The organism is Actinophytocola sediminis (assembly GCF_054779715.1).
In genome coordinates, this window is the sequence record NZ_BAAGXS010000020.1 from 159,703 (window position 1) to 180,248 (window position 20,546).

The 20,546-nt window shown below is 70.3% G+C and carries 19 protein-coding genes; 14 read left to right on the forward strand and 5 right to left on the reverse strand.

What is annotated here, in order from left to right:
* Positions 1 to 65: 65 nt before the first annotated feature.
* The 4 genes from ACYVIP_RS13825 (at position 66) to ACYVIP_RS13840 (ending at position 5,183) form a co-directional block, all read left to right on the forward strand.
* Positions 66 to 800 (forward strand): hypothetical protein, encoded by a 735-nt coding sequence (locus ACYVIP_RS13825; protein ID WP_460395992.1) that lies wholly within the window; start codon positions 66 to 68, stop codon positions 798 to 800.
* 67 nt (positions 801 to 867) lie between these two features.
* The gene (locus ACYVIP_RS13830) at positions 868 to 1,719 is read left to right on the forward strand and encodes an alpha/beta fold hydrolase (RefSeq protein ID WP_460395994.1); all 852 of its coding nucleotides are present in this window, start codon (positions 868 to 870) and stop codon (positions 1,717 to 1,719) included.
* 66 nt (positions 1,720 to 1,785) lie between these two features.
* Positions 1,786 to 3,783: an FAD/NAD(P)-binding protein gene (locus ACYVIP_RS13835; RefSeq protein ID WP_460395996.1), complete on the forward strand. Its 1,998-nt coding sequence runs from the start codon at positions 1,786 to 1,788 to the stop codon at positions 3,781 to 3,783.
* Positions 3,780 to 5,183 (forward strand): class-II fumarase/aspartase family protein, encoded by a 1,404-nt coding sequence (locus ACYVIP_RS13840; protein ID WP_460395998.1) that lies wholly within the window; start codon positions 3,780 to 3,782, stop codon positions 5,181 to 5,183. Before ACYVIP_RS13835 ends, ACYVIP_RS13840 begins: the two co-directional genes overlap by 4 nt.
* Positions 5,184 to 5,231: 48 nt before the next feature.
* Here ACYVIP_RS13840 and ACYVIP_RS13845 read toward each other — a convergent pair whose 3' ends face one another.
* Positions 5,232 to 5,891, reverse strand: coding sequence for a GntR family transcriptional regulator (locus ACYVIP_RS13845; RefSeq protein ID WP_460396000.1), 660 nt, complete (start codon positions 5,889 to 5,891; stop codon positions 5,232 to 5,234).
* 324 nt (positions 5,892 to 6,215) lie between these two features.
* Between ACYVIP_RS13845 and ACYVIP_RS13850 the strand changes: the two genes are divergently transcribed.
* From ACYVIP_RS13850 to ACYVIP_RS13890, 9 genes are all read left to right on the forward strand, one after another.
* The gene (locus ACYVIP_RS13850) at positions 6,216 to 8,810 is read left to right on the forward strand and encodes a M14 family zinc carboxypeptidase (RefSeq protein WP_460396002.1); all 2,595 of its coding nucleotides are present in this window, start codon (positions 6,216 to 6,218) and stop codon (positions 8,808 to 8,810) included.
* Between the two features lie 69 nt (positions 8,811 to 8,879).
* Positions 8,880 to 10,100 (forward strand): threonine synthase, encoded by a 1,221-nt coding sequence (locus ACYVIP_RS13855; RefSeq protein WP_460396004.1) that lies wholly within the window; start codon positions 8,880 to 8,882, stop codon positions 10,098 to 10,100.
* Between the two features lie 76 nt (positions 10,101 to 10,176).
* Entirely contained in the window at positions 10,177 to 10,920 is a 744-nt protein-coding gene (locus ACYVIP_RS13860) for an amino acid ABC transporter ATP-binding protein (RefSeq protein ID WP_460396006.1), read from the forward strand.
* Positions 10,921 to 10,937: 17 nt separating this feature from the next.
* Positions 10,938 to 11,840 carry a transporter substrate-binding domain-containing protein gene (locus tag ACYVIP_RS13865; RefSeq protein ID WP_460396008.1) on the forward strand — a complete coding sequence of 301 codons (903 nt, stop codon included), beginning with the start codon at positions 10,938 to 10,940 and terminating at the stop codon, positions 11,838 to 11,840.
* A gap of 4 nt (positions 11,841 to 11,844) precedes the next feature.
* Positions 11,845 to 12,516 (forward strand): amino acid ABC transporter permease, encoded by a 672-nt coding sequence (locus tag ACYVIP_RS13870; protein ID WP_460396010.1) that lies wholly within the window; start codon positions 11,845 to 11,847, stop codon positions 12,514 to 12,516.
* Positions 12,516 to 13,172, forward strand: a complete 657-nt coding sequence (locus ACYVIP_RS13875) for an amino acid ABC transporter permease (RefSeq protein WP_460396012.1) — start codon at positions 12,516 to 12,518, stop codon at positions 13,170 to 13,172. Before ACYVIP_RS13870 ends, ACYVIP_RS13875 begins: the two co-directional genes overlap by 1 nt.
* A complete protein-coding gene (locus tag ACYVIP_RS13880) occupies positions 13,169 to 13,840 on the forward strand; it encodes a hypothetical protein (RefSeq protein WP_460396014.1) in 672 nt (223 codons plus the stop codon). Before ACYVIP_RS13875 ends, ACYVIP_RS13880 begins: the two co-directional genes overlap by 4 nt.
* 32 nt (positions 13,841 to 13,872) lie before the next feature.
* Positions 13,873 to 15,306, forward strand: a complete 1,434-nt coding sequence (locus tag ACYVIP_RS13885; protein WP_460396016.1) for a pyridoxal phosphate-dependent decarboxylase family protein — start codon at positions 13,873 to 13,875, stop codon at positions 15,304 to 15,306.
* A gap of 22 nt (positions 15,307 to 15,328) precedes the next feature.
* On the forward strand, positions 15,329 to 15,721 hold the full coding sequence (locus tag ACYVIP_RS13890) for a VOC family protein (protein ID WP_460396018.1): 393 nt from the start codon (positions 15,329 to 15,331) through the stop codon (positions 15,719 to 15,721).
* Positions 15,722 to 15,783: 62 nt separating this feature from the next.
* Here the strand turns inward: ACYVIP_RS13890 and ACYVIP_RS13895 are convergent, their stop codons facing one another.
* From ACYVIP_RS13895 to ACYVIP_RS13905, 3 genes are all read right to left on the reverse strand, one after another.
* The gene (locus ACYVIP_RS13895; RefSeq protein WP_460396020.1) at positions 15,784 to 16,788 is read right to left on the reverse strand and encodes a hemolysin family protein; all 1,005 of its coding nucleotides are present in this window, start codon (positions 16,786 to 16,788) and stop codon (positions 15,784 to 15,786) included.
* Positions 16,785 to 18,275, reverse strand: a complete 1,491-nt coding sequence (locus ACYVIP_RS13900; RefSeq protein ID WP_460396022.1) for a hemolysin family protein — start codon at positions 18,273 to 18,275, stop codon at positions 16,785 to 16,787. Before ACYVIP_RS13900 ends, ACYVIP_RS13895 begins: the two co-directional genes overlap by 4 nt.
* A gap of 203 nt (positions 18,276 to 18,478) precedes the next feature.
* A complete protein-coding gene (locus ACYVIP_RS13905; RefSeq protein WP_460396024.1) occupies positions 18,479 to 18,892 on the reverse strand; it encodes a VOC family protein in 414 nt (137 codons plus the stop codon).
* Positions 18,893 to 18,945: 53 nt separating this feature from the next.
* Here ACYVIP_RS13905 and ACYVIP_RS13910 point away from each other — a divergent pair, with 53 nt between their 5' ends.
* Positions 18,946 to 19,476, forward strand: coding sequence for a GNAT family N-acetyltransferase (locus tag ACYVIP_RS13910; protein ID WP_460396026.1), 531 nt, complete (start codon positions 18,946 to 18,948; stop codon positions 19,474 to 19,476).
* Here the strand turns inward: ACYVIP_RS13910 and ACYVIP_RS13915 are convergent.
* A complete protein-coding gene (locus tag ACYVIP_RS13915) occupies positions 19,466 to 20,317 on the reverse strand; it encodes a diacylglycerol/lipid kinase family protein (RefSeq protein ID WP_460396028.1) in 852 nt (283 codons plus the stop codon). The two genes, ACYVIP_RS13910 and ACYVIP_RS13915, sit on opposite strands and share 11 nt — an antisense overlap.
* Positions 20,318 to 20,546 lie beyond the last annotated feature (229 nt).

Genomic DNA, 20,546 nt, shown 5'->3' on the forward strand with positions numbered 1-20,546 from the left:
CGAAGCGAAGAGCAAGAAGACGTCCGCAGTCATCGTGTGAGATCAGGAGCAGTAGGAGTAGTGCCATGATTCTGTCCGCCCACATCGTGAATGTCGGGGCTCCCAAGGCGGTCGCCGGGTTGCGGGCAAAACCCGACCCACGGGCGATCCAGGGTCTTCGCTACGCGGAGAGCTGGCTGGTGAGTCCGCTCCGCACCGGGCTGCTGCCATCGACCCAGGTACAGGGGATCGCGCTGATCGCCGCCTGGGACGACGACGACTCGCTCGACCGGTTCCTGCACCACCCGCTGGCCAAGCTGTACGAGCCGGGCTGGCGGGCCCGGTTCGAGCCGGTCCGCACGGTCGGCGCCTGGCCGGGCATGCCGGACCTGCCGCGCACGGAGAAGCCGACCGACGACGAGCCGGTCGCCGTGCTCACCATGGCCAAGATGCGGCTGACCAAGCTCGGGGCGTTCGCCGCGGCGGCCGGCCCGGCCGAGCGGGAGGCGCAGCGCCACCCCGGGTTCATCGAGGGCGCGTCCCTGATGCACCCGCCGAACCTGATCAGCACGTTCACCCTGTGGCGCACCGCGCGGGAGATGCGCCAGTACACCGTCGGCACCTACCCGGGCGGCCACCGGGACGCGATGAAGAAGAACGACGACAAGGTGTTCCACCACGAGACCGTGTTCGTCCGGTTGCGACCGTACGAAGTGGACGGTCTGTGGAACGGCCGCAATCCGCTGGCGAGCTCGATGCGACCGAAAGAGAATAAGGTTGGCGCGCCGGTACGGGACAAGCCCCGCGCCGGTGCGGTGTGAGCCGGTGATCGGCACCGCGCTCGTCGACGCGACAACCGAACCAGCGGACGGAAAGTAGGTAATTCGCATGACCATGGAGAAGGTCGATCTCGCGGCCGGCGCCATCGACTACGTGGACACCGGCGGCGACGGCCCGGTGGTCGTGTTGCTGCACGGGCTGCTGATGACCCCGGACCTGTACGCCGACGTGATCAGGGAACTGGGCGCGGACTACCGGTGTGTGGCACCGATGCTCCCGCTCGGCTCGCACACCAGAGCGTTGGGCGCCGACGCCGACCTGACGATGCGCGGCATCACCGATCTGGTCGCCGAGTTCCTCGACAAGCTCAACCTGCGGGACGTCACGGTGGTCGGCAACGACACCGGCGGGGTCATCGTGCAGTTGCTGATGGCCGACCAGAACCCGAGGGTGGGCAAGGCGGTCCTGGTATCCTGCGACGCGTTCGACAACTTCCCGCCCGGCCTGAGCGGCAAGACGTTGGTGCTCACCGGGAAGCTCGCGCCCGCGGTGTTCGGCATGTTCATGCAGCAGATGCGGTTGAAGATGGTGCGCCGGATGCCGTTCACGCTCGGCTGGCTGACCAAGCGCGGCGACGCCGCGATGGCCAGCTGGATGCGGCCGGTCCTGACCCAGCCGGAGATCCGCAAGGACACCGTCCGGGTGCTGCGCGCCATCTCGGCCAACCGCACGCTGCTGACCGACACCGTCGATGGCCTGCGCGCCTTCGACCGGCCGACGTTGATCGTGTGGGCGTCGGAGGACAAGGTCATGCCGCCGGCGCACGGCCGTCAGCTCGACGAGCTGCTGCCGCAGAGCAAGCTGGTGGAGATCGCGGACAGCTACACGCTGATCCCGCTCGACCAGCCGGCCAAGCTCGCCGAGTCCATTCGCGAGTTCACCATGGTCACGTCCGGCTGAGGGCCCGCACCGTAGATCGGGAGTACTGGTCGAAGTGATCACCAACGGGAGACAGGCGGCGGCCCGGTGTCAACTGACGTGATCCGGGTCGCCGTCATCGGCCTTGGTCCACGCGGCCTTTCGGTGGTGGAACGCCTGTGTGCCAACGCCGATTCGCTGTTGCCGCAAGGACATCAGCTGGTCATCCACCTCGTCGACCCGCACCTGCTCGACGGTGGCCGGGTCTGGCGCAGCAGCCAGAACCGCCTGCTGCTGATGAACACGGTCGCGAGCCAGGTGACCATGTTCGTCGACGAGACCGTCGACTGCGCCGGGCCGGTGGTCAGCGGGCCGAGCCTGTACGAGTGGGCCCGCTCGATCACCCTGCTCGGCACGCCGAGCGTGCCGGGCGCGGTACGCGCCGAGGCCGACCGGCTCGGCCCGGACGACTACCCGTCCCGCGCCTTCTACGGCAGCTACCTGCGCTGGACCAGGGGGCGCATCATGCGCACCGCGCCAGCGTCGGTCAGTTTCGTGTCCCACCAGGCGACCGCGGTCGACCTGGTGGACACAGCGGACACGCGCCAGGAGATCCGGCTGGACAACGGCGAGTCGATCGGCGGCCTCGGCGCCGTGGTGCTCGCGCTCGGCCATCTACCCCACCGGCTGGGCGACACCGAGGCCGCGCTGAGCGACTTCGCCGGCCGGCACGGGCTGCGCTACCTCGCACCGAGCAACCCGGCCGACGTGTCGCTGCGGGCCGTGCCGGCCGGGGAGCCGGTCATCCTGCGCGGCATGGGGCTCAACTTCTTCGACTACCTCGCGCTGTTCACCCTCGGCCGGGGCGGCCGGTTCGTCCGGGACGCCGATGGCGTGCTGCGGTACCACCCGTCCGGGCAGGAACCGTTGCTGGTCACCGGATCCCGCCGAGGCGTGCCCTACCAGGCGCGCGCGGCCAACCAGAAGGGCGCGTTCGGCCGGCACGAACCCCGCTACATCACCGAGCAGGTGATCGAGCGCATGCGCGCCGAGGCCGACAACGGCGCGCCGGCCGACTTCCGCCGGGACATCTGGCCGCTGGTCGACCAGGAGGTCCGCACGGTCTACTACGCGACCGAGGTCCGGGAGCGGGGCTGCACCTGCGACGCCGAGGAGTTCAGCGCCGCGTTCGCCGCGGCCGAGCCCGCGGTGCTCCCGCCGGGGGCCGACCCGATGGCGATCCAGGAGAGCGAGGCCCAGCGCGAGGTGCTCGCCAAGTTCGACCTCGAGCCTGCCTGGGACTGGGCGCGGATCGCGACGCCGTACACCGCGGCGGACCTGACCTCGACCGAACGGTTCCAACGCTGGTTGCGCTCCTATGTGGACACCGAGATGGCGGAGTCGGCCAAGGGAAACGTGACCGGCTCGCTGAAGGCGGCGCTGGACGTGCTGCGCGACCTGCGCAACGAGATCCGGCTGCTGGTCGACCACAGTGGACTGTCCGGCGACGCCTATCGGGACGATCTGCAGCGCTGGTACATGCCGCTCAACGCGTTCCTGTCGATCGGCCCGCCCGCCGAGCGCATCGAGCAGTTCGGCGCGCTCATGGACGCCGGGCTGCTCGAGGTGCTCGGCCCGGACCTGCGGGTCGACTGCGCCGACGGGCGGTTCGTGGCCAGTTCGCTTGTCTGTCCTGACCGGACGGTCGCGGCCAGCACGCTGATCGAGGCCCGGCTGCCGGAGACCGACCTGCGCACCACGACCGATCCGCTGCTGGTCTCGTTGCTCGCCAGGGGCGAGTGCGCGCCCTACCGCATCCCGATCCGCGGCGGCGGGCACTACCTCACCGGCGGCGTGGCGGTCTCCAGACGCCCCTACCGATTACTCGACGCGCAGGACCGCCCGCACGCCAGGCGACTGGCGTTCGGGGTGCCGACCGAGGCAGTGCACTGGGTGACCGCGGCCGGCATCCGCCCCGGCGTCAACTCGGTGATCCTCGGCGACGCGGACGCGATGGCGCGCGCGTCCCTGCGGATCGCGCTGGACCACGTACCATCGCTCGCGTTCGCCAACACCGGCCACGACGATCTCGGGAGAGCGAGTTGACGACTGTGGACCATGGCATTCTCGCCCCCGCCTGGGCGGCGACGGGCGCGGCCGAGCTGGTCGACGACGAGGCGCTGCTGCGGGCGATGCTCGACACCGAGGTCGCGCTCGCCGAGGCACAGGCCGAGCTCGGCGTGGTGCCGGCGCGAGCGGCGGCGGCCATCCGCACCGCGGCCGTGCCGGCGAACATCGACCCGGCCAAGGTGGCCGCCGGGGTGCGCGAGACGGCGAACCCGGTGGTGGCCTTCGTCGGCCAGCTGACCGCCGCGGTGCGCGCGGTCGACCCCGACGCCGCCGAGTACGTCCACCGCGGCTCGACCAGTCAGGACATTCTGGACACCGCGCTGATGCTGTTGTGCGCGACGACCTTCGACCACATCGAGCGCGACCTGCTGGCGTGCGCGGACAGCCTGGCCGCGCAGGCGCGGCGGCACCGGCTGACCGCCATGCCGGGCCGCACGCTGACCCAGCAGGCGGTGCCGATCACCTTCGGCGTCAAGGCGGCCACCTGGCTCCAGCTGGTGCTCGACGCGCTGGACCGGGTCCGCGCGACCCGCGCCGGACTCCCGGTCTCCATCGGCGGCGCGGCCGGCAGCCTGTCCGCCTACCACGAGTACGCGCTGCACGTCGACGACCCGGCCGGCCAGACGCTGCGCCTGCCGGCGCTGGTGGCCGGCAGGCTCGGCCTGGTCGAGCAGGTGCTGCCCTGGCACGGCATCCGCACCCCGATCGCCGATGTGGCCGCCGCGCTGCTGGTCACCACCGGCGCGCTGGGCAAGCTCGCCGCCGACGTCCTCGTGCTCGCCCGCACCGAGATCGGCGAGGTCACCGAGGAGCAGGCGCTCGGCCGGGGCGCGTCCTCGGCCATGCCGCAGAAGCACAACCCCGTGTTCGCGACGATGGTGGCCACCGCCGCCCGCCAACTGCCGCCGCTCGCCATGACGCTGTTCCAGTCGATGATCGTCGAGGACGAGCGGTCATCCGGCGGCTGGCACGCGGAATGGCAGGCGCTGCGGGAAAGCCTGCGGATCTCCGCCGGCGCCGCCGCCAACGCCGCCAGCCTCACCGCGTCGCTGCGGGTCTCGACCGAGACGATGGCCGCGAACCTCGAACTGACCCGGGGCGCGATCGTGTCCGAACGGGTCAACGTGGCGCTGGCGCCGCTGCTGGGCAAGGTCGCGGCCAAACGCCTGCTCGCCGAGGCGACCGTCGAGGCCGAGCGCACCGGCACCGACCTCGCCGACGTGCTCGCGGTCGCACTGGCCAAAGCCGGCGCCACCGCCCCGGACCTGCCCGCCCTCCTCGACCCAGCCGGCTACCTCGGCATCTGCGGCCTGCTGGTCGACCGAGCCCTGGCCGCCTACGCGGACAAACGCGAGGCGCCAGTTGCGATGCCCTGAATGAGGCATTGACGACGCTCAACGTCCTGAATGGGGCATTCAGGGCAGTTACCCAGCCGTGCGCGAGAGGTATCGGTCCAGGGCGTCAGCGGACTTGCGTACGTGTCGGCGGGCCAGGCGCTCGGCCTGATGTCCCTGGCCGGCGGCGATGGCGGCGATGATCTCCCCGTGCTCCGCCAGCGCGGCCGCGGGCCTGCCGGGCACCCTGGCCGAGGTCGCCCGCCCGAGCCGGAGCTGGCCGATCATGTTCTCCGCGACGTGCTGCAGGCGCCCGTTGCCGGCCACGGTCAGGATCTCCTGGTGGAACAGCACATCCAGGTCCGCGTAGCCGGCCAGGTCCGGCTTGGCGACCTCCGCGGTCTGCCGCGCCAGCAACCCGGTCAGCCGGCCGACCAGACCGTCGCGCTCGGTGGACGCCGCCGCCCGGCGCGCGGCGATGCCGTCGAGCACCTCGCGCAGCTCGTACAGCTCGCGCATGTCCGCACGGTCCACTTCGGGCACGAAGAACCCCCGGTGCGGACGCAGCACCAGGAAGCCCTCCCGCTCCAACGCGTGCAGTGCCGCCTTCACCGGCGTGGCCGAGAGCCCGAACTCCTCGCACAGCGGCCGCACGCTCACGTGTGCGCCGGGCGCGAGCCGGCCGCTGAGGATCGCCTGGCGCAGCGCCTGGTAGGCCATGCTGCTCAGGGTGCTTCGCGTCAGTGACATCCGGTCGTACTCCCTGCTTCCACCGCACGCCCACGTTACCCACTCGTCCTCGGCCCCCGCTGTGTTACGCCAACCGGCGCAGCCGACTCACAGATTAAACATTAGATCTAATCTCGAGTATTGCATCCCGTGTCACCTGGGTGTTAGAAACGAGTGAGAGCCCGCACCCCACCATCCTCCACAGAGGACGGTCCGATGCGGACTCATCCTCCCCACCCATCCCGCTACGGGGCGACGTCGCCGTCGTCCGCTGACTCCTGCGCACGGTCGCCCGTACGGCCGTGCTGGCGATTGACAACTGGATATGACACCGAAGGAGCGGACATGCGCGCACCTCTTCGGAGAATGGCCGTGGTCACGACCGCGGTCATCGCTCTGGTGGCGCCGGTGTTGCCGACAGCCGCGTCGGCCGCGCCAAGCATCCCGAACCCCGAGCAGTACTTCGGCTTCCGCATCGGATCCGACGGCAAGCTCGCCACGATCGACACCATGTTCCCGTACTTCAAGCTCATCGCCGATCGCAGCAACCGGGTGAACCACGAGGAAGTCGGTCGCACGACCGAGGACAACCCGTACGTCATGCTGACGATCAGCTCCAAGAAGAACCTGGACAACCTCGACCGGCTGGTCGAGATCAACTCCCGGCTGGCCGACCCCCGCGGCCTGTCCCCCACCGAGGCCGAGTCCCTTGCCAGGGAAGGGAAACCGTTCTACTACGTGCAGGCCGGCATCCACGCCAACGAGGTCGGCAACGCGCAGGCCATGCTGGAGATCGCCCACCGGCTCGCCACGGAGAACTCCCCGTACATCAACAACATCCTGGACAAGGCAGTCATCCTGATGGTGCCGTCGCAGAACCCGGACGGCCTGCGGCACATCAACGACTACTTCAACGCGACCGCGGGCACCAACTACGCGCGCGTCTACCCCGACCTGTACCAGAAGTACACCGGGCACGACGACAACCGCGACTGGTTCATGCTCACCCAGGACGAGTCCAAGCTGATGGTCTCGATTCAGAACAAGTACCACCCGCAGGCGTTCCAGGACGCGCACCAGGCGGGCACCGGCGCGCCGAGGATGTTCACCCCGCCCTACCTGTCGCCCTACGACCCGAACATCGACCCGATCACCGTGCAGCAGACCAACGACGCCGGCATGGCGATGCAGCGCGGCATGACCTCGGCCGGCATGAAGGGCGTCGGCTGGGCCAAGTCCTACGACTACTGGACCCCGTCACGGCAGTACCAGGTCTACCACGGCGCGGCCCGGCTGCTGACCGAGGCGGCCAGTGTGTCCAATCTGGCCTATCCACAGGTCGGTGACGGCCCGCTCGGCCAGCAGGAGTCGGAGATCAACTTCATCGAGCCGTACGACTCGAACACCTGGCGGCTGCGCCAGATCGTCGACTACACCTCGCAGTCGTTCTACTCCGCGGTCGACGAGCTGGCCAACGACGGCTACAACTGGCTCAAGGACTTCTACAAGGTGTCCAACAACGCGGTCACCCGAACCGACGCGTTCGCCTACGTGATCCCCGCCGGCCAGCGCGACCCGCAAGCGGTCCGGGACACCATGGAGATCATGCTCCGGGGCGCGGTCGAGGTGCACCAGGCCAAGACCGAGTTCACGGCCGGCGACCAGACCTACCCGGCCGGCTCCTACGTGATCTACATGAAACAGCCGTACTCGCGCTGGGCCAAGACGTTGCTGGAGGTGCAGCACTACCCCGAGCTGCTGCAGTACCCCGGCGGCCCGCCACAGCGGCCGTACGACGTCACCGCGCACACCCTGCCGATGCTGCTCGGCTTCGAGGCCGACCTGGTCACCGAGCAGTTCTCCGTCGGCACCAAGGAGTTGACCGAGATCAAGCCGGCACCGGTGACCATGCCACCGGCACCTGGCGACGGCGGCGCCTACGTGCTCGGGCCGGAGTCCTACGGCGTCTACCAGATCGTGGCCAAGCTCCAGCAGCAGGGCATCCCGACCTTCCGCGCGGCGGCGGCCTTCAGCGACAGCGGCCGGGACCACCCGGCCGGCACGTTCATCGTGCCGCCGACCGAGCCGGCGCAACGGGTGCTGGCCAACCAGTCGAAGGCGACCGGCATCCCGGTGTACGCGATCGCCGACGTGCCGGCGATCGAGGGCGTGCGGCTCAAGGAGGGCACCAGGATCGGCCTGCTCAAGCCGCCGAACAACATGCCGGCGGGCTGGCTGATGTGGATGCTCGACCAGTACAAGGTCAACTACAAGATCGTCAAGGCGAAGGACTACCAGAACCTGTCCGGCAAGTTCGACGCGATCCTGATGCCCGACGGCGTCAGCCGCGGCTCCATCGTCAACGGGTTGAACGCCAACAACTATCCCAAGGAGTGGAGCTGGGCGTTCGGCGTCGGCGAGACCGGCTGGAACCAGCTGCGCGACTTCGTCACCGGCGGCGGCACGCTGGTGAGCGTCGGCAGCGCGGCCGCCACCGCGCAGGAGCTGTTCGAGCTGCCGCTGGAATCGGTGCTGCCATCCAGTTCCTCGGTGTTCTACGGTCCAGGTTCGTTGCTGCGCCAGGAGATCGACAGCACCGACCCGGCGGCCTGGGGCATGCTGGCGGACAACCCGGTGTGGTTCGAGGGTGACCGGGCCTACCGGATCACCGACCAGGACAAGTATCCGCACACCGTGGTCGGCAAGTACCCGGCGGGCGACGACCAGCTCGAGAGCGGCTGGCTGATCGGCGGCGAGTATCTCAGCGACGCGGTGAACACCGTGTCCTGGCAGGTGGGCAAGGGCTCGGTGGTCACCTTCGGCAACCAGGCCGCGTTCCGTACCTGGAACCGCGGCGAGCAGAAGATGGTCTTCAACGCCCTGTTCAACGGCCCGGCGACCACGCTGGACCCAGCACAGTTCGCGGCCGTCGCGGACTGACCCCGGCCCGTGGGAGGACGCCCGCGACGACGCGGGCGTCCTCCCCGGCGCAGAGCGAACAGGAGTCCCGTGGACGGATCATGGACCAGTGGCCTGACCCACCTGGAGTGCGCGCGCTGCGGCACCCGCCACGACGCGTCGGTCCCACAGAACGTGTGTGCCTGCGGCAGCCCGCTGCTCGTCCGGTACGACCTGGAGTTGGTCGGCGCCTCGGTGTCCACAGCGGACATCGCGACCCGCGCACCCGACCTGTGGCGCTACCGGGAACTGCTTCCGGTGGTACACCAGCACAATGTCGTCACCCTCGGCGAGGGGATGACGCCGATCCTCCCGCTATCCACCTTCGGCCAGCGCATCGGCCTGCCCGGCCTGCTGGTCAAGGACGAGGGCCTGCTGCCGACCGGCAGCTTCAAGGCAAGGGGCGCCGCGGTCGGCGTGTCCAAGGCACGTGAGCTGGGCATCGACCGGATCACCATGCCCACCAACGGAAACGCCGGCGCGGCGTGGGCCACCTACGCGGCTCGGGCCGGGCTGTCCTCGCTGGTGGTGATGCCGGCCGAGGCACCGTCGATCACCAGGACGGAGTCCGCGCTCGCCGGCGCCCGACTGTACATAGTGGACGGACTGATCGGCGACGCCGGCCAGCTCGCCGCGCAGGCGGTGGCCGACGGCTGGTTCAACACCTCGACGTTGCGCGAGCCGTACCGGATCGAGGGCAAGAAGACGATGGGCCTGGAGATCGTCGAGCAGCTCGGCTGGCGGATGCCGGACGTGATCGTCTACCCGACCGGCGGCGGCGTCGGGCTGATCGGCATCCGCAAGGCGCTCGACGAGCTCCGCACGCTCGGCTGGCTCACCGGCGAGCTCCCCCGACTGGTGGCCGTGCAGGCCACCGGCTGCGCGCCGATCGTGCGCGCGTTCGAGGAGGGTGCGCGGACCGCACAACCGTGGCCGGACGCGCACACCGTCGCGTTCGGCATCAACGTGCCGAGCGCGCTTGGCGACTTCCTCATCCTGGACGCCGTCCGGGACACCGGCGGCACCGCGATCGCGGTGTCCGATGAGGACATCGTCAAGGCCCAGGCCGACTGTGCCGCCGCCGAGGGTGTGCTGATGTGCCCGGAGGGCGCGGCCACACTCGCGGCCGTGGAACGGTTGCGGGGCACCGGTTGGCTCGACGGCGGCGAGGAGGTCGTGGTGCTCAACACCGGCAGCGCCCTCAAGTACCCGCACACCGCGCCGCTGGCCGAGCAGCCGGTGCTGGCCAGGGGCGGGGTGCTGCCGTTATGACCGGCCCCGGCGTGATCGTCGAACTGCGACACGCACACAAGCAGCCAATCCCGACCAAGAACTGGGTGCTGCCGCTATGACCGAACCCGACGTGATCGTCGAACTGCGGGACGTGCACAAGCGGTTCGGCGACCTGCGGGTGCTCAACGGCGTGGATCTCACGGTCGCGCGCGGCGAGGTGCTGGTGGTCATCGGGCCGTCCGGCGGCGGCAAGAGCACGCTGCTGCGCTGTGTGAACCTGCTGGAGCCGGTCACCTCGGGCCAGGTGTTGTTCGAGGGCCAGGACATCAGCCGTCCCGGCGTCAACCTCGACCAGGTCCGTCGCCGGATCGGCATGGTGTTCCAGCAGTTCAACCTGTTCCCCCATCTGTCCACACTGGACAACCTGACGCTCGCGCCACGCAAGCTGCTCGGCACGCCAAGGGCCGAGGCCACCGAGCGGGCGCACGCGTTGCTGGCCCGCGTCGGCCTGGCCGAGAAGGCCGGCAGCTACCCCCGCCAGCTCTCCGGCGGCCAGCAGCAGCGGGTCGCCATCGCGCGGGCGCTGATGATGAACCCACACGTGATGCTGTTCGACGAGGTGACCTCCGCGCTGGACCCCGAACTGGTCAGCGAGGTGCTCGACGTCATGCGCGACCTTGCCGGGTCGGGCATGACCATGCTGTGTGTCACCCACGAGATGGGCTTCGCCCGTGAGCTCGGCGACCGTCTGGTCTTTGTGGACGGTGGGGTGATCGCCGAGCACGGTCGGCCGGCAACGGTGCTGGACGAGCCGAAGGAAGACCGTACCCGCCAGTTCCTCCGCAAAGTCCTGCGATAACCACGAGGAGTCCCCCGATGAGAGCCCGCCTCCTACTCCCCGTCCTGGCCGTCGCGCTGGCCGTCACCGCCTGCGGCGGCACCGAGGACGCCGCTCCCCCACGACAGCCGCCGGTGACCGAGAAGGCCGACCTCGGCGTGGCGCTGCCGGCCGCCGTCGCGGACCGGGGCGCATTGGCCGTCGGCGTCAAGTGCGACTACCCGCCCTTCGGCTACATCGACGAGGCCGGGGAGAACGCCGGCTTCGAGATCGACATCGCCCGCCGGCTCGCCGGCTACGCCTTCGGCGACGAGGGCAAGGTCGAGCTGACCTGCGTGACCGGCTCCAACCGGGTGCCGTTCCTGACCACCAACCGGATCGACCTGATCATGGCGACGATGAACTTCACGCCAGAGCGCGCGGAGACCATCGACTTCACCGCGCCCTACTTCGCCGGCGGGGTCAAGATGCTGGTGCCGGCGGACTCGCCGATCGGCGGCTGGGACGACCTCAGTGGACACTCGGTGATCACCATCAAGGGCTCGACCGCGAGCCTGTGGCTGACCGAGTGCCTGCCCGAGGTCGAGCAGGTGCCGTTCGAGCAGACCAGCGAGGCGCTGACCGCGTTGCGCCAGGAGCGCGCGGACGCCTTCGCCCAGGACGACACGCTGCTGGTCGACCTGGCCAAGAAGACCAGCGGTACCAAGGTCGTCGGCGAGGTGCGGGCCGACAGCCCGTGGGGCATGGGCGTGCGCAAGGGTGACGCCGAGATGCTGGCCTGGGTCGACGCGGCGATCGCGAAGATGCGCGCGGGCGACGAGTTCTGGACCGCGTTCACCGGGGCGATCACCGACGAGGCGGTACAGCAGGAGTTCGCGAAGGTGTTGCCGCGCCCGGACAACGAGCTGAGCTACCCGACCGGCCCGATCATCGAGTGCTGAGCCGATGCAGGGCTACGAGTTCGACCCCGGCTTCGTCCTCGACCATCTTCCCGAACTGGCCGACGGCCTGGTCCGCACGCTCGCGATCAGCGCCATCGGCATGGCCGGCTCGCTGGTCGTCGGCGTGCTCGGCGGCGCGGTGGCCGCGCTGCGGATACCGGTGCTGCGCCAGCTGGTCAGCTGCTATGTCGAGGTCTTCCGCAACACCCCGCTGCTGGTGCAGATCTTCTTCCTGTACTTCGCGCTGCCGGAGGCCGGCATCGCGCTGTCCGGGTTCACCGTCGGCTGGCTGTCGCTGTTGTTGTGGGGCGGGGCGTACAACGTGGAGAACTTCCGCGCCGGCTTCGAGGCGGTCGAGCACGGGTACGTCGAGGCCTGCCGGGCACTCGGGTTCTCCCGGCTGGCGGCCTTCCGGCAGACCAACTTCCCGATCGGGGCGCGGATCGCGACGCCGTCGGTGACCAACATCCTCATCTCGGTGTTCAAGAACTCCTCGTTCATGGTGGCGATCAGCTATCCGGAGCTGACCGAGACCGCGGTCGGCGTGGTCGCGGTGTCCTTCCGGGTGTTCGAGATGTTCCTCGCGATCGGCATCGTCTACTTGGGACTGGTCTGGCTGCTGTCGGTGGGCAGCGGCGCGCTGGAGCGCCGGTTCGCGATCCCCGGAGGTCACTGATGCCCGCCTGGGTCCCGCCGGTCGCCGCCTACGTCGGCCAGGGGTTGGTCACCACGTTGTTGCTCTCACTGGTCAGCATCCTGGCCAGCGTGGTGCTCGGCGTCGTGCTCGGCACCATGCTGACCCTGCCGAATGTGCTGGTCCGGCTGCTGGTGCGGTTCTACGTCGAGCTGTGGCGCGGGCTGCCGATCATCATCACGCTGTTCTTCATCTTCTTCGTGCTGCCGGTGATCGGCCTCGACGTGGACACGTTCGTCGCGGCCGCGGTCGGGTTGACGTTGTGGGGCAGCGCGAACGTGGCCGAGGTGGTCCGCGGCGCGGTCCAATCCGTCCCACGTGGACAGTTCGAGGCCTCGGCCGCACTCGGGTTCGGCTGGCGGCCACGGATGCGGCACGTGATCCTGCCGCAGGCCACCCGGCGGGCGCTGCCGCCGCTGGTCGGCCTGGTGGTGAACCTGACCCAGCAGACCTCACTGGCCGCGGTGATCGGCCTGCTCGACGTCCTCGAGGCGTCGCAACGGTCGATCGAACGACTCACCCTGACCGGTGGTCAGCCGCACGCGGTGGAGATCCTGGGTGCGGTGCTGGTGGTGTTCTTCGTCATCTGCCTGCCGCTGACGATGTTGTCGCGGCGACTGGAGAGGACGCTCCGATGAGATCTGGAGGTGCCGTGAAACTCCTGTGCGCACTGGTTTGCTGTGTCGTCCTCACCGGCTGCACCGCCACGCCGGCCGACGAGGCGGCCGCCGTCGCCCCACCCGGCACGATCACGCCGTACGCGAGCACCGAGCCGCCGACGCCGGTCGCGGACCTCGCCCGGCAGAACCGGGACATCGCCGCCGCGGCGGTGCCCACGGAGGTGGCCGGCTTCGCGCCGAAGGCGACCACGGAGGCGGTGCTGACCCTGTGTCCCTCACTGGCCGCACCGGTGCCGGCCGAGCTGGTGCACGCGTTCGGCACGTGGACCGCCGCCGGCCGCACGCTGGCGGTGACCGTGGTGCTCGACCCGGCCAACGCCCCGGCCGACCAGCTCCTGGCGACCCTGCTGCCATCGGACTGCCCGGCGCAGGCCGACGGCGTGCACTACGTCTTCGACCGCCAGCCGATCGAGCGCTCCGACGGCTGGACCGGAGTGCTGAACACGATCCTGGCCACCGACCAGCGGACGGGCGCACAGTCCTACACCGCCGCCTACCTGCTGTCCAAAGGGGACGCCCTGGTGAACGTGGTCGCCGGGCGGGCGGACCGGGCCACGTTCGACCCGTCGGTTGACCAGACCGCCGCGGACCAGCTGGAGCTGACGATCGCCCGCTTCGCCTGGTGATGCCGGCCGAACCCTCACGTAGCCTGCGATACATGGATCCTCTTCTGGAACGCCCGGTCACCGGGCAGGTGCTGGCGGCCGTGGCCTCGGCGGCACCGGACTATCTGTCCGGGTTGGACGAACGACTGGTCTCCGATCCTGGCGCGGCCGCGCTGCTGGCCGAACTGCACCAACCCCTGCCGGCCGAGGGGGTCGGGGCGGCGGCCTCGGTGGCCGAGCTGTTACGGGTCGGCACCGCGACGGCCACCACCTCCTCCGGGCCGCGCTTCTTCCACTTCGTGGTCGGCGGGTCCACCCCGGCGGCCATGGCCGGCGACTGGGTGACCTCGCTGCTCGACCAGGTCGGCGGGCTGTGGACGTCCTCGCCGCTGGCCGCCAACCTGGAGACGGTCACGCTCGACTGGCTCAAGGACCTGTTCGGGCTGCCGGCGGAGTGGGGCGGGGTGCTCACGCCGAGCGCCACGTTCGCCAACCTCACCGGGCTCGCCGCCGCACGACACTGGTGGGCGGGCCGGCATGGCCGCGACGTCGTCAAGGACGGGCTGGCCGGGCTGCCGGCGATGCCCGTGTTCGCCAGCGGATACGTGCATCCCAGCGTGCGCAAGGCATTGCAGATCCTCGGCCTCGGCCGGGACACGATCCGGGTGTGCGCCAGGGACGACGCCGGCCGGCTGGACCTGCCGCGCCTGGAGCGCGAGCTGGCCGAGACCGACGGCCCGGCGGTGATCGTGGCCAGCGCCGGTGAGGTCAACACCGGCGACTTCGACCCCATCGACGCCATGGCCGACCTCGCCGAGCGCCACGACGCCTGGCTGCACGTCGACGGCGCGTTCGGCCTGTTCGCCGCGCTGTCCCCGCGAACCGCGCACCTGGTGCACGGCGTGCGGCGGGCGAACTCGGTGGCCGCCGACGGGCACAAGTGGCTCAACGTGCCCTACGAGAGCGGGTTCGTGTTCGTGCGCGAGCCGAGGGTACTGGCCGACACGTTCGGTTCCTGGGGTGTGCCGTACCTGGCCTCGATGGACGACCAGCAGATCGACTACAACCAGCTCGGCCCGGAGTCCTCGCGCCGGGCACGCGCGCTGCCGATCTGGGCGACCCTGCGCGCCTACGGCCGCGACGGCCACCGCGCCATGGTCGAGCGGCACCTGGATGTGGCCGCACACCTGGGAAAGCTCGTCGAGGCCGCACCGGACCTCGAGCTGCTCGCGCCGGTCGGGCTGTGCATCGTCTGCTTCCGCTACCGCCCGCCGGGGGTGGCCGAGGAGTCCCTCGACGACCTCAACGCGCAGCTCGGCCAGGCACTGCTGGTCGACGGCCGGGTCTACGCGGGCACCACCGTCTACAGAGGCCAGACCGCGTTCCGCCCGGCGATCGTCAACTGGCGGACCACCGCGACCGACGTCGAGCTGCTCGTCGACGTGGTGCGCGAGCTGGGTGTCCGATTCGTTCAAGACGAGAGCTGAGCACCCGGGCTAGCGTGCGGCCATGGCACCACGATTCGACCTGATCGGCCTGGTGGTGGCGGACATGGCCGCCTCGCTCGCGTTCTACCGCCGCCTCGGCCTGGACATCCCACCCGACGCCGACGGCGAACCGCACGTGGAGGCGACGCTGCCCGGCGGCCTGCGGTTCGCCTGGGACACCGAGGAGACGGTCCGCTCCTTCGACCCGTCCTACCAACGGCCGAGCGACGGAGCGGGCATGGGACTGGCGTTCCTGTGCGACTCACCGTCCGAAGTGGACTCGGTGTACGCCGAGCTGGTGGCCGCCGGACACGGCGGCCACCACAAGCCGTGGGACGCGTTCTGGGGCCAGCGCTACGCGACCGTCCAGGACCCGGACGGCTACTTCGTCGACCTGTTCGCCCCGCTGACCTGATCACCCCGGAATCACAGCTACTTCGTCGACCTGTTCGCCCCGCTGACCTGATCACCCCGGGGCTACGACGTGGCCTGGGGCAGCAGCTGGTCGAGCAGGTCGTGCAGGGTCAGCAGGCCGGCCACCTCCCCCTCCCCGTACACCAGCGCGAGATGGTTGCGGCGGTCGCGCATGGTCATCAGCGCGGTGTGCGCGGGCGTGTCGTCGGGCAACCGGAGCACCGGGCGCATCAGCTCGCCCGCCGTGCTCGTGCCGGTCAACGCGTCCCGCACGTGCACCACGCCGAGCGGCTCGCGGTCCCACACCACCAGCCGCAGGTGACCGCTGGCCCTGGCCGCGGCCCGGACCGCGTCCGGGCCGTCGGTCGGGGCGACCGTGACCAGCTCGGCACGCGGCCGCATGATCTCGCGCACCGGCCGGGTGTGCAGGTCGAGCGCGGTCGCGAGCTGGTCGTGGCGGCGTTCGTCGAGCGCGCCGACCTCGCTGGAGTGGTCGAGCAGGTGACGCAGGTCCTCCGGCGTGTGCCCGCTGTCCAGCTCGTCGACCGGCTGCACGCCGACCATCCGCAGGCAGCGGTTGGCCAGCCCGTTGAGCGCGACCAGCGCCGGGCGGGTGAGCCACATGAACGCGCGCATCGGGATCGCGAGCATGGTGGCGGAGCGCTCGGGATGCGCGATGGCCCACGACTTCGGCGCCATCTCCCCGACCACCAGGTGGATGAAGGTGACCACGATGAGCGAGAGCACGAACGCGACCACGTCCGCGGTGGTCTCCGACAGCCCCCAGGACCCCATCAGCGGCGTCATCATGTGATGCACGCTCGGTTTGGTGACCGCGCCGAGCACCAGGGTGCACAGCGTGATCCCCAGCTGGGACCCTGCGAGCAGCATCGACAGGTCGCGGGCGCTGCGCAGCGCCGCCCTGGCCGAGGCACTGCGCTCGGCCTCCTCGGCCAGCCGGTGCCCACGAGCCGCGACCAGCGCGAACTCGATGGCCACGAAGAACGCGCTGAGCGCGACCACCGCGACCGTGATCACCAACGCCAGCAGTGGACTCAGCTCGCTCATGATTGCTCACCCACCCGCGAATGCTGGACGCCTGTGTCCGGAGCGTTGGACTCGCGGGTCGGGACGGTTGGACTCGCGGGGCGCGAGCGTTGTACTCGCGGGTTGGGAATGTTGGACTCGCGGGGTGGGAGCGTTGGACTCGCGAGGGTGGGTAGTAGGCGGATGGTGTCGGGGACGCGGCGGGCCACGGTGCGGACCTCGAGGGTGAGGTAGGTGGGGGTGCCTGGTTCGGCCCCCGGGGGGTCGGGGAGCTCGACGGTCACGGTGTCGCTCGGGTACGGGAGGCGTTGGAGCTCGGCCATGATCAGGCCGGCGAGGGTCTGGTAGTCGCCGGCCGGCAGGTCGTGGCCGAGGAGGCGTTCCGCCTCGTCGATGTGCATGGCGCCGGGCACCAGCCAGTCGCCGTCCTCGCCCGGCCGGACCCGGTCGGTGTCCTGCGGGTCGTGCTCGTCGGTGATCTCGCCGACCAGCTCCTCGGCGATGTCCTCGGCGGTGACCACGCCGGCCAGGCCGCCGTACTCGTCGACCACGCAGGCGAACTCGTCGCCGGCCGCGCGCAGCTGGTCGAGGACCGAGGCCAGCGGCAGCGACGCCGGCACCATCACCGGCCGCCGGGCGATCTGGCCGACCGTGGTGGTGTCCAGGTCCCGCTCGTCCAGCGCGAGCACCTCCCGCAGGCACACCACGCCGACCACGTCGTCCACGTCACCGCCGAGCACCGGCAGTCGCGAGTGGCCCGACGCCATCATCGTCAGCGCGCGCGCCACCGGCTCGTGCACGCCGATCGTGGTCACCCTCGGCCGGGGGATCATCGCGTGCTCCGCGGTGCTCTCCTGGAAGTCGAGGACCCGATCGAGCAGGGCCGACAGCTCCGCCGGGATGTCCCCTCGGTCGCGCGACTGGGCCACGATGTGCTCCAGGTCGCGCGGCGTCGCGGCGTGCTCGACGTCGTGCACCGGCTCGATCCGCACCACCCGCAGCAGCAGCTCGGCGGCCCGGTCGAACAGCCAGATCAGCCAGCCGAACACGCTGAGGTAGGCGCCGGTGGACCAAGCGAGCCGGGTGGCCACGGGCTCCGGCCGGGCGATGGCGAGGTTCTTCGGGAACAGCTCGCCGAAGACCATCTGCACCACCGCCGACAGCAGCAGCGCCAGCACGGTGCCGATCGCCACACCGACGCCGTGCGGCACGCCGACGCCACCGAACAGGTCGCCGATGCCGGCGCCGATCAGCGGTTCGGCGACGTAGCCGACGAGCAGGCCGGTGGCCGTGATGCCCAGCTGGGCGCCGGAGAGCATGAACGACGTGCGTTTGGTGATCTCCAGCGCGCGAGCGGCCTCCACGTCACCGGCGGCCGCGCGCGAGCGCAGCCGTGACCGGTCGACGGCCATATAACCGAACTCCTGTGCGACGAAGTACCCCGTCAGCACAGAGAGCAGGATGACAACAACCACTCCGAGCAGCACGCCGAGCAGGCTGCCGATCACGTGCCCACCGCCTCGGAGTGGCTACCACGAGTGGGCACGTGACTACAGCACGGTGGATCTGGATCCTGAGCTGGGTCGCAGCGTCCGGTTTCTGTCACGCGGACGCTGTCGGTACTTCGATAGGGGTCCATGATCCTCTCACTTGCTCCTCGGCTGCCTCGGTGTCACACAAAATACCAGGCCAACGACCCGAAGAAAGTAGGTCAGGAGCGAGCCGTGATCTGCTGAATCGTCCAAGAGTTGCCGTCGGGGTCGGCGAAGTCCAGGAAACCGGCGTTGTTCAGGTCATCGTCGTCGACGGCCTGGCGCGCGCCGCCGGGACCCATGAACGTGATCTCGCCGACCGGCACCCCTCGGGACACCAGTTCCGCGCGGGCCGCCCGCAGGTCGCGGACCACCAGCTGCACCCCGCCCAGCGCGCCGGGCGCCAGCGTGCCGATCCCGGTGCCGATGACGACCGAGCAGCCGGAGCCCTTCGGCGTCAGCTGCACGATCCGCCTGTCCTGGCCGAGGGTGGTGTCGTGGTCCACCACGAAACCCAGGCCCTCCGCGTAGAACCGCTTCGCGCGATCCACATCGGACACGGGCACGACGATGACTTCGATGGTCCAATCCATAACCGGATGGTTCTGTAACCAATCGGTAGGTGTCAAGTGAGTACGCTCGAGCTATGGGAGAGTTGCGCACCGATCGCCTCGTCGTGCGGGCGTGGGAACTGGACGACGCCGAGGCAGCGCTGGCGATCTACGGCGTGGAGAAGGTCACCCGGTGGCTCACCCCCGTCATGGGGCAGGTCGCCGACAAGCAGGCCATGCACTCGGTGCTGCACGCCTGGGTCGAGGCGCAACCGAACATGGTCCCGCCACGGGGCCGGTGGGCGATCCAGCGACTCGAGGACGGTGAGGTCGTCGGCGGGCTCGGCATCCGGCTGTTACCGCCCTACGACGAGGACCTCGAGCTGAGCTGGCAGCTACGCCCGGACACCTGGGGGCAGGGCTACGCGGCGGAGGCCGGCGGCGCGCTGATCCGGTGGGCGTTCACCCAGGAGATCGACGAGCTGTTCGCCGTGGCGCGGCCGTCGAACACCAGAGCCGTCGGCACGGCCAAGCGACTGGGCATGACCTGGGTCGGCGAGACCGAGAAGTACTACAACCTGCGGCTCCAGGTGTTCCGGATCCGCCCGGCCGACCTCACCGAGTAACCACCTCGACCCCGCCGGCCAGCAGCGTGAACCGCGCCGGTTCGCACCGCATCAGCTCACCGTCCACGTTGAACTCCGGGCCGTCTGGCAGCTCCACCTCCACCACCGCGCCCCGGTGGTGGGGCACGTTCTCCTGCTGGGTAAGCATTCCGCGGCGCATGTGATAGCCGGTGCCGATCAGCCGCAGCCGCGAGCCCGCCGGCACCACGGCCACGTCCAGCCGCTGGTCGTCGGTCCGGGTGCCGCCGACGTTCGACCCGCCGCCGAACGCCCCGCTGACCGCGACCACCACCTGCCAGGCGTCCCCGGTGAAGACCGGGTCGCCGTCGCAGCGCACCACGCACGGGGTGTGCGGCGCGGTGAGCCCGGCGCGCACGGCGCCGAGCGCGTAGGCGAACGCGCCGAACCTGGCCTTGTGCGGCGCGGCGAGCCTGCTGGCCACCGCGGACAGGCCGGCGGCCGCGGCGTTGACGAACGGATGACTGTCGCCGACGAGCCCGACCTCCCGGTGCTGGCTGGTCGCGTGCCGGTCGACGGCCAGCAGGCAGGCGGTGTCCAGCTCGGTTGGCAGGCCGAGCGCGGTGGCGAAGTCGTTGGCCGTGCCGGTCGGCAGCACCGCGAGCGGCACCCCGGCCCGGTTGGCCGCCCGCGCGGCCACGCCGACCGACCCGTCCCCACCGGCGACCACGACCCGCTCGATACCGTCGGGCAGCGGGTCGTCGAGGTCGTCGAGGTCGAGCGGGCGGATCTCGGCGCCGTAGCCGGTGAGCAGCTCCCGGATCCTGGCCGCGTCGGTCCGGCCACTACCGGAAAGCGTGTTGGCTACCAAGGCGATGCGCACACGGGGATTGTGCCCCGCAGTGACCCCTGGCCGCACAACAGCGGCGGGGTTCGGGTGGTGGCACGCGTGGTTCACCCCAGGGCACGAAGTGTCGTTACTCCGCGCACGACTGGAGTCGGAGTCAATATGGCGGCGGATCCGGGTCCGCGATGGGTTCTGGCCAGTGGGGATATCGGTACCCCGCCGGGGAGACCCAGACCAGGGTGTCGACTTGGTCGTGCACCTGCCA

Excerpts from the sequence above, each read along its gene's own strand:
- ACYVIP_RS13825 (WP_460395992.1), top strand. The coding sequence starts at position 66 with ATGATTCTGTCCGCCCACATCGTGAATGTCGGGGCTCCCAAGGCGGTC.
- ACYVIP_RS13830 (WP_460395994.1), top strand. The coding sequence starts at position 868 with ATGACCATGGAGAAGGTCGATCTCGCGGCCGGCGCCATCGACTACGTG.
- ACYVIP_RS13845 (WP_460396000.1), bottom strand. The coding sequence starts at position 5,891 with ATGTCACTGACGCGAAGCACCCTGAGCAGCATGGCCTACCAGGCGCTG.
- ACYVIP_RS13850 (WP_460396002.1), top strand. The coding sequence starts at position 6,216 with ATGCGCGCACCTCTTCGGAGAATGGCCGTGGTCACGACCGCGGTCATC.
- ACYVIP_RS13860 (WP_460396006.1), top strand. The coding sequence starts at position 10,177 with ATGACCGAACCCGACGTGATCGTCGAACTGCGGGACGTGCACAAGCGG.
- ACYVIP_RS13865 (WP_460396008.1), top strand. The coding sequence starts at position 10,938 with ATGAGAGCCCGCCTCCTACTCCCCGTCCTGGCCGTCGCGCTGGCCGTC.
- ACYVIP_RS13870 (WP_460396010.1), top strand. The coding sequence starts at position 11,845 with ATGCAGGGCTACGAGTTCGACCCCGGCTTCGTCCTCGACCATCTTCCC.
- ACYVIP_RS13875 (WP_460396012.1), top strand. The coding sequence starts at position 12,516 with ATGCCCGCCTGGGTCCCGCCGGTCGCCGCCTACGTCGGCCAGGGGTTG.
- ACYVIP_RS13880 (WP_460396014.1), top strand. The coding sequence starts at position 13,169 with ATGAGATCTGGAGGTGCCGTGAAACTCCTGTGCGCACTGGTTTGCTGT.
- ACYVIP_RS13885 (WP_460396016.1), top strand. The coding sequence starts at position 13,873 with ATGGATCCTCTTCTGGAACGCCCGGTCACCGGGCAGGTGCTGGCGGCC.
- ACYVIP_RS13890 (WP_460396018.1), top strand. The coding sequence starts at position 15,329 with ATGGCACCACGATTCGACCTGATCGGCCTGGTGGTGGCGGACATGGCC.
- ACYVIP_RS13895 (WP_460396020.1), bottom strand. The coding sequence starts at position 16,788 with ATGAGCGAGCTGAGTCCACTGCTGGCGTTGGTGATCACGGTCGCGGTG.
- ACYVIP_RS13905 (WP_460396024.1), bottom strand. The coding sequence starts at position 18,892 with ATGGATTGGACCATCGAAGTCATCGTCGTGCCCGTGTCCGATGTGGAT.
- ACYVIP_RS13910 (WP_460396026.1), top strand. The coding sequence starts at position 18,946 with ATGGGAGAGTTGCGCACCGATCGCCTCGTCGTGCGGGCGTGGGAACTG.